The sequence below is a fragment of the Citrobacter freundii complex sp. CFNIH2 genome, assembly GCF_002880615.1.
GTDB classification, from domain to species: Bacteria; Pseudomonadota; Gammaproteobacteria; order Enterobacterales; family Enterobacteriaceae; genus Citrobacter_A; species Citrobacter_A amalonaticus_F.
In genome coordinates this window covers 2,091,261-2,104,157 of the sequence record NZ_CP025757.1, presented here as the reverse complement: position 1 = coordinate 2,104,157, position 12,897 = coordinate 2,091,261, and the positions used below count along the sequence as shown (strand labels likewise).

9 protein-coding genes are annotated in these 12,897 nt (G+C 53.2%); 5 read left to right on the top strand and 4 right to left on the bottom strand.

Annotation, left to right across the window (positions count from 1 at the left end; all coding sequences use genetic code 11):
* Positions 1-271: 271 nt before the first annotated feature.
* The gene (gene mntS, locus WM46_RS10380; protein WP_061076948.1) at positions 272-400 is read right to left on the bottom strand and encodes a manganase accumulation protein MntS; all 129 of its coding nucleotides are present in this window, start codon (positions 398-400) and stop codon (positions 272-274) included.
* Between the two features lie 185 nt (positions 401-585).
* Here mntS and mntR point away from each other — a divergent pair, with 185 nt between their 5' ends.
* The 4 genes from mntR to WM46_RS10360 all read left to right on the top strand — a co-directional run bounded on the left by mntR (position 586) and on the right by WM46_RS10360 (position 6,088).
* On the top strand, positions 586-1,059 hold the full coding sequence (gene mntR / locus WM46_RS10375) for a manganese-binding transcriptional regulator MntR (RefSeq protein WP_043001268.1): 474 nt from the start codon (positions 586-588) through the stop codon (positions 1,057-1,059).
* A complete protein-coding gene (locus tag WM46_RS10370; RefSeq protein ID WP_102602201.1) occupies positions 1,056-2,165 on the top strand; it encodes an anion transporter in 1,110 nt (369 codons plus the stop codon). Before mntR ends, WM46_RS10370 begins: the two co-directional genes overlap by 4 nt.
* A 179-nt stretch (positions 2,166-2,344) precedes the next feature.
* Positions 2,345-5,440, top strand: coding sequence for a multidrug efflux RND transporter permease subunit (locus WM46_RS10365; RefSeq protein ID WP_102602200.1), 3,096 nt, complete (start codon positions 2,345-2,347; stop codon positions 5,438-5,440).
* A 33-nt stretch (positions 5,441-5,473) separates the two neighbouring features.
* A complete protein-coding gene (locus WM46_RS10360; RefSeq protein WP_102602199.1) occupies positions 5,474-6,088 on the top strand; it encodes a TetR/AcrR family transcriptional regulator in 615 nt (204 codons plus the stop codon).
* A gap of 47 nt (positions 6,089-6,135) precedes the next feature.
* On the opposite strand, the gene ldtB is transcribed toward WM46_RS10360, so the two are convergent.
* Positions 6,136-7,056, bottom strand: a complete 921-nt coding sequence (gene ldtB / locus WM46_RS10355) for a L,D-transpeptidase (protein ID WP_102602198.1) — start codon at positions 7,054-7,056, stop codon at positions 6,136-6,138.
* A 217-nt stretch (positions 7,057-7,273) separates the two neighbouring features.
* On the opposite strand from ldtB, the gene WM46_RS10350 reads away from it, so the two are divergent.
* A complete protein-coding gene (locus WM46_RS10350) occupies positions 7,274-8,869 on the top strand; it encodes an ABC-F family ATPase (RefSeq protein ID WP_061076954.1) in 1,596 nt (531 codons plus the stop codon).
* 88 nt (positions 8,870-8,957) lie between these two features.
* Here the strand turns inward: WM46_RS10350 and WM46_RS10340 are convergent, their stop codons facing one another.
* Together WM46_RS10340 and WM46_RS10335 are read right to left on the bottom strand one after the other, a co-directional pair.
* Positions 8,958-11,321: a TIM-barrel domain-containing protein gene (locus WM46_RS10340; protein WP_187394478.1), complete on the bottom strand. Its 2,364-nt coding sequence runs from the start codon at positions 11,319-11,321 to the stop codon at positions 8,958-8,960.
* A gap of 17 nt (positions 11,322-11,338) precedes the next feature.
* Positions 11,339-12,640 carry an MFS transporter gene (locus WM46_RS10335; RefSeq protein ID WP_102602196.1) on the bottom strand — a complete coding sequence of 434 codons (1,302 nt, stop codon included), beginning with the start codon at positions 12,638-12,640 and terminating at the stop codon, positions 11,339-11,341.
* Positions 12,641-12,897 lie beyond the last annotated feature (257 nt).

Here is a 12,897-nt window from a genome sequence, read left to right as displayed (position 1 = left end):
CTATCGTAATAACGCCATGTGCTTACCCTGGCGCCAAGGGTCATTACCTGCTGAGAGTGCGTGAAGAGGGGAAGAGGTCCGCATCTGCGAGCCGCAAGTTAGGCAGGGCTGCAAGAAGATAGAGCGTGTGAATGTGAAGGTCAACGGGCAGACAGAAATTGTTTTGCGAAGAGGTTAGCAAATCCGACAAAAAGAAGGGCTATTTTGACATAAACAGGAGTGTAGCGGCCGTATATGACACCCAGATGAAGCGGCGTACCGCGACGCCGCGTTATTTTTCTGAAGGTTTGTCCTGCTCAGGTTTGCTGTTGATCATATCGCACAGCATTGAGAGCAGCATTAACCGGACTTTAAAGGGAGAGTGACTAAACACGCGCATACACCTCTTGAACTCGTTCATATTGACCTCCTGACTTTCTGGTCCCTCGATCCGTGAGGGATGACTGCATTACATACAGATATAGCACAGGCTATATTATATAGCTATTGCTAAAACGTTAATTTTTTGTGCCCGGGCAACTCTGGTTTACAATGGACGCTCTCCAATTAGATGCTGTTAACGCGTCACAGGAATGAGGAAGCAGAATGAGTCGTCGCGCAGGTATGCCAACAACAAAAAAAGTGACGCAGTTAGTGAACGTTGAGGAACACGTTGAAGGGTTTCGCCAGGTGAGAGAGGCGCATCGCCGCGAACTGATCGACGACTACGTTGAGTTGATTTCAGACTTGATTATTGAAGTCGGGGAGGCGCGTCAGGTGGATATGGCGGCCCGGCTTGGGGTGTCTCAGCCGACGGTAGCCAAGATGCTCAAGCGTCTGGCGTCGGTGGGACTGATCGAAATGATCCCCTGGCGCGGCGTTTTCTTAACCCCGGAAGGGGAGAAGCTGGCGCAGGAAAGTCGCGAACGCCATCAGATCGTGGAGAACTTCCTGCTGGTGTTGGGCGTGAGTGCTGAGATAGCCCGTCGCGATGCTGAGGGGATGGAGCACCATGTTAGTCAGGAGACGCTGGACGCATTCCGGCTCTTTACTGAGCAACACGGAACTTCCGTTGAATGAACCTGCCTTTATTGCGGGCGTTGAAACGCGACCGTTTTTTTCAGCTATTGATTGTCGTTGGCGTGGGGTTGAGTCTGTGGGTGCCGTTCACGCCACGGACCTTGCCTGGTGCCATTGACTGGCACACCATTATCACCCTGAGCGGCCTGATGCTGCTGACTAAAGGCGTTGAGCTTAGCGGCTATTTCGATGTGCTGGGACGTAAAATGACCCGCCGCTTTGCGACTGAACGCCGTCTGGCGATGTTCATGGTGCTGGCAGCAGCGCTGCTTTCCACTTTTCTGACCAACGACGTCGCGCTCTTTATCGTCGTGCCACTGACCATTACGCTGAAGAAGCTGTGTGCGATACCGGTCAACCGGCTCATTATTTTTGAAGCGCTGGCGGTCAATGCCGGTTCATTGTTGACGCCGATCGGCAACCCGCAAAACATTCTGCTGTGGGGGCGTTCTGGTCTCTCATTTTTCGCCTTTATCAGCCAGATGGCGCCGCTTGCCGCCGTGATGATGTTGACGCTGCTGGTCGTGTGCTGGTTCTGTTTCCCTAATAAGCCGCTGTCGTACCACACCGGCACGCATGCGCCGCAATGGCAGCCGCGACTGGTATGGGGGTGTCTGGGGCTGTACATCGTCTTTCTGACGGCGCTGGAGTTCAAACAAGAGCTGGTAGGGCTGGCGATGGTGGCGCTGGGGTTTTTGCTACTGGCGCGGCGTGTGGTGTTGAGCGTTGACTGGACGCTGCTGCTGGTATTTATGGCGATGTTTATTGATGTCTATCTACTGACGCAACTGCCAGCGTTGCAGGGGACGTTAAATCACGTCGACTCGCTGTCTGAACCCGGCCTGTGGCTGACGGCAATTGGCCTTTCGCAGTTTATCAGCAATGTCCCCAGCACCATCTTGCTGCTGAATTACGTGCCTCCGACCGTGCTGCTGGCATGGGCGGTTAACGTCGGTGGATTTGGTCTGTTGCCAGGATCGCTGGCGAATTTGATTGCGCTACGGATGGCAAACGACCGACGCATCTGGTGGCGTTTTCATCTCTATTCGCTGCCGATGCTGGTGTGGGCGGCCGTCGCAGGATTTGTTTTATTCAACATGCGCTGATCTTTCAACGTGCTGACAAAACCCTTTTCATCCTCCCGAAGAGGGTTTTTTGTTTGACCAATTTATTTACTTTACAGTAAAGTAAATAAATTGTTTATTTAATGCGCGGATTAAGCGTTGCGGTAAGGTTTCCGGCCCGTGCGATATCGGTTCAGCGGTTACAGACTGGGGGGTTGTCTATGTTGGCGCGTTTTTTTGTTATCCGACCGGTTTTTTCCGCCGTGCTGGCCATTTCAATTATGGCGGCAGGGACGCTTGCGCTGTTTCTGCTACCCATTGAGCAGTATCCCGATATCGCGCCGCCGGGAGTGAATATTACGGCGAATTACCCAGGCGCATCAGCCAGGACCGTTGAAGACAGCATCACTCAGGTGCTGGAGCAACAGATTAAAGGGATTGATGGGCTGCTCTATTTCTCGTCAACCAGCAGTTCCGCCGGCCAGTCCCGAATCAGCCTCAGCTTTAATCAGGGGGTGAACCCCGACATGGCGCAGGTTCAGGTACAAAACGCGGTCAATCAGGCGATAACCCGTTTACCGCCGGAAGTGCAGCAACAAGGTATAACGGTGACGAAATCGCAAGGGGATAGCCTGATGGTGGTCGCGCTTTATGATGAGACCCGACAACTCAGCAGTCTGGATATCAGTGATTTCCTTATTAGCACATTGCAGGACCCGCTCAGTCGGGTTGATGGCGTAGGAGAAACCACTATTTTTGGCGCGCAGTATGCGATGCGCATCTGGCTGGATCCTTACAAACTCACCAGTTTTAGTCTGATGCCGTCTGATATCCGGGCTGCTATTGAAGCTCAGAACGCACAGGTCACCGGGGGAGAGGTGGGGTCACTGCCTGCAGTCGAGGGGCAATATCTCAATGCGACCGTGATGGCGCAGTCGCGGCTTGAAACCGTCAAACAATTTGAAAATATCGTTGTGCGTATTAATCCTGATGGCTCTGTCATCTATTTACGTGATGTTGCCCGCATAGAATTGGGAGCCGAAAATTATCAGAATCAGACGACCCTGAATGGCTATCCGGCCGCCGGAATTTCCATTCAGCTGGCATCAGGGGCGAATGCGCTGGCAACGGCTGAAAATGTTCGTGCGGAAGTTGAACGCCTCAGTACGCTGTTTCCGCAAGGGGTGATCAGTGCTTATCCGCGTGACAGCACGCCGTTCGTGACGGTTTCCATCGAAGGCGTCGTGTGGACATTAATTGAAGCGATCTTCCTGGTCATCGTAGTGATGTATCTGTTTTTGCAAAACTGGCGCGCCACGTTGATTCCTGCGATCACGGTACCGGTCGTCCTGCTCGGTACGTTCGGTATTTTAAGTGTCCTCGGTTACAACCTGAATACCCTGACGCTGTTTGCCATGATACTGGCGATCGGCCTGTTAGTGGATGACGCTATTGTGGTGGTCGAAAATGTTGAGCGAGTGATGGCCGAAGAAAATATGACGCCCACGGAAGCGACATTGCATTCAATGAGGGAAATCACCAGTGCGCTGATTGGTATCGCGCTGGTGCTGGCGGCCGTTTTCATTCCGATGGCGTTTTTTGGCGGTTCTGTGGGGATTATTTATCGACAGTTCACCGTGACCATCGCAGCTGCCATGACACTCTCCGCGCTGGTGGCGTTGACACTGACACCAACCCTCTGCGCCCATTTGCTGAAAAAAGAGCACCCGAAGAAAGGGGCCTTTTTTATCTGTTTTAACCAGGGGATGGAAAAGAGCCAGCAGGGCTATTTAGTTACGCTGCGACGGATAGTTTCACGGCCCCTGCGTTCATGCATTATTGCGACGTTACTGGTGCTGTTTATGGTGTGGGAATATCAACGCTTACCGACCGGTTTTCTTCCTGATGAGGATCAGGGCGCGGTGATGATTCAGTTTACTCTCCCTACCGGATCGCCACTCTCCATGACGCAGCGCGTGGGTGACGCCATTACCGATTACTTTCTGACGCAAGAGAAAGATAACCTCAACGTTATCTTTATGGTAACAGGGCGCAACAATGCGGGGAGCGGTCAAAATGTCGGAATGGCTTTTGCAGAATTAACGCACTGGGACCGTCGACGCGGGGAACAGAATAGTGCCAGTGCGATCATTTCTCGCGCGAATCACTATTTCAAAACGGTGCCTCTGGCAGCGATCAATGCGATGTCCCCACCGACTGTCCGGGGGCTTGGGCAGTCCAGCGGATTTGAATTGTGGCTTCAGGATCAATCTGCTATCGGATATGAGGCACTCCTGCAGGCGCAGCAGGCGCTTTTACGCCAGGCGGGCGGCAGTGAATATCTCACTGCAGTCAGAATCAACAGTCTTGAAGAAAAGGCGCAGTTACAGGTCAATATTGATCCACTGAAAGCCGGTTCTCAGGGCGTTGTTCACGCCGATATTAATGAAACGCTTTCTGCAGCGCTGGGGGGCGTTTACATCAATGATTTCATCGATCGCGGACGCGTCAAAAAGGTGTACATGCAGGGGGATGCCGAGTGGCGTGCAACGCCTGAGAATCTTGCCTCCTGGTTTGTGAAAGGATCGAGTGGCAATATGGCCTCAATCGCGAGCTTCACGTCATTCAAATGGACGACAGGTCCACAGATGTTGCAGCGTTTTAATGGTTTGCCTGCCGTTCAATTTCAGGGCAATGCCGCAGCAGGCACCAGTTCTGGCCATGCGCTTGATCTGATGGAAGAAATGATAGCGGAAATGCCTGGTTTAGGTTTGCAGTGGAGCGGCTTGTCGTTTCAAGAAAAAGCATCGTCCGTTCAGACGCTGTGGATTTACATGGCGTCTCTCATCTTTATTTTTCTCTGTCTTGCTGCATTGTATGAAAACTGGTCAATTCCACTGGCGGTCATGTTGATCATTCCACTGGGCATTTTGGGCGCGGTGACGGCTTCAATGCTCGTCGGATTCAACAATGATATTTATTTCCAGGTTGGCGTATTGACCACGATGGGATTGTCGGCAAAAAACGCGATTTTGATTGTCGAGTTTGCGCAGTCGCGTATCGCCGAAGGTCTGGAGATTACGCAAGCGGCGTATGAGGGAGCAAGGTTACGTTTGCGACCCATTATCATGACTTCACTGGCATTTGTGGCAGGCGTTATCCCTCTGGTACTCTCTACCGGAGCGGGGGCGGTCAGTCGAATAGAGATCGGTACCGCCGTCATTGGAGGGATGCTTACCGGTACCGTTTTAACGCTGCTTTTTGTGCCGCTGTTTTTCATCCTTATTCGACAAGGACTACGGTATCTGAAAACGTAAGGTTGCATCGACAAATCATTAAGGACCGTTTTAATGGCAAATCAACGTGGGCGTCCGATGAAAGCACGCCCCCGAATTTTACAGGCCGCTTGTGATCTTTTTCTGGAGCAGGGGCTTGATGTGTCGTTAGACACCATCGCCGCGACTGCCGGAACGTCCCGGCCCACACTGTATAGCCATTTCCCCGGCGGGAAAGATTCGCTGCTTGTGGAAGCGTTTTCGTTTCTCAATGCGAGGATGCAGCCTTCGCTTCGTCAGATGATGGCGGATAACGCGGACGATTTACCGGCATTACTGCTCGGCTTCGCGAAAGTGGTGCAAGAACACTTTTATGCCCCTGCACATATCCATTTCCAGCGTTTGTTGATTCAGGTTCTGGTGCAGAAACCAGAGCTTTACGCCACGCTTAAGCAGCGACCAACAGGGCGAGTTTTACAGGCGCTGGCAGAGATACTGACGCAATATCAGGCGCAGGGGAGAGTACAGCTTGATAATCCGCAACTTCAGGCGACCGCTTTTCTCGGTGCGATCATGGGATATCCCTTCCCGGGGGCATTAATTGATCAGCAACCGTTGGATCGCGATGTGCTGGAGTCGCTTGCACACTCAGCGGTGACGTCTTTTCTGATTGCCTGGCGCTATCAATAAAAAAGGGCTCAGTGAATGAGCCCTCTCTCGTAACGAATGCAGACTCATCAATTCAGACGAACAGGCATCCCTGAACGGTTCTGAACCGCTTGCTCTACGACGTTCTGGTCCACATCGGCCTGATTGGTGATGTTCTGAATGCTTTTCGACAGGGTGATCGGTACGATTTCACCGCCTTCAAACTGCGCTTCAGTGGTCGACAGTGGGTTGTGAACTTCAATGTAACGGCTGCCGTCTGGCTCGGTGGTGGCTTTTACCGGCTCATCGATAAACTGTACGCGCGTGCCGACAGGCACATTCTGGAACAGGAATTTGATGTCTTCGTTACGCAGACGCACGCAGCCGTGGCTCACGCGCAGGCCGATACCGAAGTTCGCGTTGGTGCCATGAATGGCGTACAGACGCCCAATGTACAGGGCGTACAGACCCATCGGGTTATCCGGACCCGCAGGAACAACGGCAGGCAGCGGTTCACCTGCGGCACGATATTCAGCGTGCATTTTCGCGGTTGGCGTCCAGGTCGGACCGGCTTTCTTACGTTCTACTTTGGTGGTCCAGTTAATCGGCGTGTCTTTACCTAACTGACCGATACCGATTGGCAGGACGATCACCGTATTGGTGCCTTTCGGGTAGTAGTACAGACGCATTTCCGCACTGTTAATCACGATGCCTTCATGCACCGTGTCCGGCAGAATCAACTGCTGCGGAATATTCAGCACGGTGCCGCCTTTCGGCAGGAAGGTATCCACGCCCGGGTTAGCTTCCAGCATGTTGGAAAGTCCCATCTGGTATTCAGCAGCAAAATATTCCAGCGGCTGCGTGTTACCTTCCGGGATGGTGATAACCTGATTCTGACCAATGACGCGACTACCATCCGTTGGCAGAGGATAGGTGACAGCGGATGCGGTACTGCAAAAGCCGACTACCGCGAGTGCTGCCGCGAAAAACGTTGTTAATTTCATATTCATGTTATGCGAGATTCATTGCCTGGCAGGCTGTTGGGTTGAGAATTCTGTAGTGTTGGGAGCGCATTATATGTGCATTCCTGTTAACAGGGAATTCAGATGTGTACGAAATCACATTTTTTTCCTGTCACCCCAGTGTAGTCGTTTGCGACGGGGCGCGATCTTATTTAAGACTTGTGGCATAATACGCGGTTTGTCACATATTCTTTAGGATACGTCCGTGTTAGTTTCCAGCAACGTCACCATGCAGTTCGGCAGTAAGCCGCTGTTCGAAAACATTTCCGTCAAATTTGGCGGCGGCAACCGTTACGGCCTGATTGGCGCCAACGGTAGCGGTAAATCCACCTTTATGAAAATTCTCGGCGGCGACCTTGAGCCGACGCTGGGTAACGTTTCTCTCGATCCCAATGAGCGTATCGGTAAGCTGCGCCAGGATCAGTTCGCTTTTGAAGAGTTCACGGTGCTTGATACGGTCATCATGGGCCACGGTGAGCTGTGGGAAGTGAAGCAGGAGCGCGATCGCATCTACGCCTTGCCGGAGATGAGCGAAGAAGATGGCTACAAGGTGGCCGATCTGGAAGTGAAATACGGCGAGATGGACGGTTACTCTGCAGAAGCGCGCGCTGGTGAACTGCTACTTGGCGTCGGTATTCCGGTGGAGCAACACTACGGCCCGATGAGCGAAGTCGCGCCTGGCTGGAAGCTGCGTGTACTGCTGGCGCAGGCGCTGTTTTCCAATCCGGATATTCTGCTGCTCGACGAACCGACCAACAACCTGGACATCGATACCATCCGCTGGCTGGAGCAGGTGCTGAATGAACGTGACAGCACCATGATCATCATTTCGCACGACCGTCACTTCCTGAACATGGTGTGCACGCATATGGCGGACCTCGACTACGGTGAACTGCGTATTTACCCGGGGAATTACGACGAATACATGACCGCCGCGACGCAGGCGCGCGAACGTCTGCTGGCGGATAACGCCAAGAAAAAAGCGCAGATTGCCGACCTGCAATCCTTCGTCAGCCGTTTTAGCGCCAACGCCTCTAAATCTCGTCAGGCGACGTCTCGTGCTCGTCAGATTGATAAAATCAAACTCGATGAAGTGAAGGCATCCAGCCGTCAGAACCCGTTCATCCGCTTCGAGCAGGACAAGAAACTGTTCCGTAACGCGCTGGAAGTGGAAGCGCTCAGCAAAGGTTTTGACAACGGTCCGCTGTTTAAAGGCGTGAACCTGCTGCTGGAAGTCGGTGAAAAGCTGGCGGTACTGGGGACCAACGGCGTGGGTAAATCGACGCTGCTGAAAACGCTGGTGGGCGATCTGGACGCCGACAGCGGTACCGTGAAATGGTCTGAGAACGCGCGCATTGGCTATTACGCGCAGGATCACGAATATGAATTCGAAAACGATCTGACGGTCTTCGACTGGATGAGTCAGTGGAAGCAGGAAGGCGATGACGAACAGGCGGTGCGCAGCATCCTCGGTCGTCTGCTGTTCAGCCAGGACGACATCAAAAAGCCCGCGAAGGTTCTGTCGGGTGGTGAAAAGGGTCGTATGCTGTTCGGTAAATTGATGATGCAGAAGCCAAACATTCTGGTCATGGACGAACCGACTAACCACCTCGATATGGAATCCATCGAATCGCTGAACATGGCGCTGGAGATGTATCAGGGAACCCTGATCTTCGTTTCTCACGACCGTGAGTTTGTGAGTTCACTGGCGACCCGCGTGCTGGAAATCACCCCAGAGCGCGTGGTGGACTTCAGCGGCAACTACGAAGATTATCTGCGTAGCAAAGGTATTGAGAATTAAAACAATTGCCCGGTGGCGCAACGCTTACCGGGCCTACGACTCAGACCGTAGGCCGGGTAAGGCGACGCCGCCACCCGGCAATAACGCACTACAACACCCACTCACTCCCTTCGACACCATTCACCAACAGCGTGCGTCTTTCTCCTGCCGGTAACGACACCTTCAGCGCTTTCCACGCTGGACGATAATCCCCTCGCGCGTTCACCTTCAGGTTAATGGTTGAGCTGTCGCATTGCATTTCCCACTCAACCCACAGCGCATTGCCATGTTGATATCCCCATGACTCGCCGTCATCTTCAAACAGCAGACCAGAGGTCGTTCCGACACCTTTGACCGGGTATAGCATCAGTTCACGGGTATCGTCTTTTTCGGCATTCACATGGGTAATGCGTTCGCTGAGCGGCAGACCCGCCCCGGCACGTACCAGCAGCGGCAGTTTTTCCAGCGGCGCATCGCGGGTGATCCACTGGCCGCCAGAGAACCACTGGTGAGTGTAAAAATCGTACCAGCCGGTTTCGTTATCCGGCAACCAGACACGGCGCTCGCGCTGAGCGGCCTCCACCACGCTTGCAACCAGTATGTCGCGACCCAACAGGAAATCATCGCATTCTTCAAAGGTTTGCGCGTCATACTCATGGTCGAGGAACGTCGGGCGTAACATCGGTTCGTCGTCGGCATGGGCTTGCCAGAGCAGGGTGTAGAGATAGGGCAGCAGCCGATAGCGTAACGCGATCGCGCTGCGAATGGCTGGCGTCACGCCCGGATACATCCAGGGTTCGTTCACCGTATGGTCGTCATTCCACGAGTGAATGGTAAAGCGTGGATGCATGACGCCATTCTGTACCCATCGTACGAACAGTTCGGCGTCGGGTTTATCGCCTGAGAATCCACCGACATCATGGCCGACGTTGAACAGCCCGGACAGGCTCATTCCCAGCCCCATACGGGTGTTATAACGCAGAGTATCCCAACTGGTTCGGTTATCTCCGCTCCAGGTCTGAACATAGCGTTGCATCCCTGCGCAGCCGGAGCGGGAAATCAGATACGGACGCTTTTCCGGTGCAAAACGCTGTTGCGCTTCCAGCGAGGCGCGCATCATCAGCAACGGCATCACCGGGCGAATGTGTTTGATGGCAATTTCTTTGCCAAAGCCGTTACAGCGCGCTTCCCCATCCCACACTTCGAACTCGTTGTTATCGTTCCAGGTGGAATCTATCCCCATCTCCAGCAGTTGCGTCGTCACACCGTTTTGCCACCACTGAATGGTCTGCGGGTTGGTAAAGTCGAGGTTCGATCCTTCATCATCCCAGAAGCTGGAGCGTTCCGGTACATCGTTTTCGGAATCGCGAATGAATAATCCTTTTTCCGCCACCTCGTTATAGCGAGGGTGATCCTGCAACAGACAGGGCTTGATGTTGGCAGCAAGCTTCAGTCCGGCATCGTGGAATGCCTGACTCATCACTTTGGGTTGTGGCACTTTGTCGTAATTCCAGTTGAAGACATAGCGCTTACCGTTAATCGAGGTGTATCCCGACGAGAGCTGGAAAGAATCGCACGGGATCGCGTGTTCTGCACACAGACGAATAAAATTCATGAGCTGGTTTTGCGCATCCGGCGCGTCGGTGTAGTGCATTGTGGAACCGCTGTAGCCGAGGCTCCATTTTGGACCGAACAGGGTTTTCCCGGTCAGGCGTACGAAGGCTTTGGTGACGTCCAGCGCCCGTTTGCCGGTAAACATGTAGTAATCAATATCGCCTGCTTCCGCCTGCCAGCGGCGATAGGCGGTGTGATAGTTGTCGATCTCGTTGCCCAGATCCAGCCAGCAACTGCTGAGGTTGTCATAAAAAAGACCGTAGCTGACGTCATCGCGGCGGGTGAGGGTGAAGGGAATATGCTTGTACAGCGGATCGGTGCTGACGGCGTTATAGCCCATGGCGTCGAGGTTACGCATCTCATAGCGCTTACCGTTACGCTGTAGATCGCCCGCTTTCTCGCCCAGGCCGTAGAAACGTTCGTCTTTACGACGGCTCAGGTAATGCGCGACACCATCGCCGTGGGCGTTGATCAGATAGGCACTGGTGGCGCGATCGTTCACCAGCGATTGCCAAACGCCGGCGTCATTACGATACTCCCACTCCAGCCACAGTGGTTGATGGACGGTGACGCGCAGTTGGTGAGTCGACACCGTCACACCATCGTCCTGCTGTGAAAGCGTCCAGCCCGGACAGCTAAAACCGCTGATGTCGTCGCGGTGCCGACCTTCCCACGGTACGTCTTTTTCAGGCGCGATGCTCCAGGTTCGGTCCAACGCCAGCTCACCTTTCCGTTTGATCAGCACGCGAAAAAGATTCTCTTCCAGCACGTAAAGACACAGGCGGTGTTGTTCATCCACCACCAGTTCAAGGTGAGTGGCCGATTGTGTATCAAGAGTCCAGTTTTTCAGGGTTTTCATATGTAATACATCCACTATCAGGCGCGCTTGGCGCGACGTTCAGCAATAAATGCCACCAGGAAAACAGCGCCAATCAGGTCAAAGAACCCCATGGCAATGAAGAGTGGGTTAAAGCCGATTTTGTCAGCCGTAACACCAATCAAAAGGGAGAACAGGAAGCTGGCGATCCACGCCGCCGAACCGCGCATGCCGTTGACGGTGGCCATCTGGCCTTTATCAAACGACTCCACGACGAGCGCACTCAGCATGCAGGAGATGATCTGATGCCCGAAGCCGCCAATGGAGATCAGCACAATGGTGATATAGGGATCGCGGGTAATGGCGACGATCCCCAATGAGATCATCAAAAATGCACCGGTCACAGAGCTTGCCACCACCGAGTTGACGCGGGAGCAACCGAACAGGCGGGTGTATAAACGCGTCAGATAGCCGCTCGCCACGCTGCCGATGTCAGCCGCCAGGAACGGAAGCCAGGCAAACATCGCGATCTGCTTCAGATCCATACCGTGTTCTTTGGCGAGATACAGCGGCACCCAGAAGCTCAGTACGGCCCAGGCTGGCTCCGCCATAAAGGCCGGGATGGCGATACCATAAAATCGTTTGTTTTTTGAGACGGTTTTTAATGCTGTCAGGAAAGGCAACTTGACTGCTGGCGGTTCGTTATCCTGCTTAATAAAGGCCAGTTCATCTTGACTCAGATTCGGGTGTTGTTCCGGGTTGTGATAGAACGCCCACCACAGAATCACCCACAGCAACGCCAGCACGCCGGTAAACATAAACGCGCCCTGCCAGCCAAATGAGGCGTGTGCGAAGTAGATGATAGGCGGTGCGAGCATTGCGCCAATCGAGAAGCCGACGCCAGCCCAGCCGGCAGCGACTGGACGTTCTGATTTAGGGAACCATTCGCCGATAGTTTTGGCGTTGGCCGGGGTTGCGGCGGCTTCTGAGGCACCCATAAAAAAGCGCAGAATCGCAAGATGCAACCAGCTTCCGGCACCGGCATGAAAAATACACATCAGCGCCCAGATGCCGGCGCAAACCATGAAGCCAATTTTCAAACCAATCACGTCGATCAGCCATCCGCATAACGGCTGGAAAATGGTGTAGGCGAGCTGAAATGCGCCGACAATCCACGAATATTGCTCGGTAGTGATGCCCAGGCTCTCTTTCAGTTCCGGTGCCAGAATGCCTAATGAATTTCGGGTGATGTAGTTAACGGTGACGCCGAGTAAAAAAAGTACCAGCACATACCAGCGCAGATTTTTTATAACGCGACGGGGTTTGCTTGCCGCAGCAGTGTTGTTGATGTCCTGACTCATTTTCAGTCTCCACAAGACGGACGGTAGGGGAATGTTTCGTATGCCACAGGGTTTTATCGCTTTAGTTTTTATTGCGTTAAGCGATTAAGTTGCTATACAACTAGTATGGAAGTTGTATGACAAATTTACCTTAAGGGAGAAACGGAGCCGTCAGTAGCAGAATTTGTGCAAGCTTTCTCATACAGAAAGTCCGTTTTCTGACAACATTCATTCGAAGCCTGTCATTGCTTCGATTTTTGGCCGTGAAAATTTTTTCA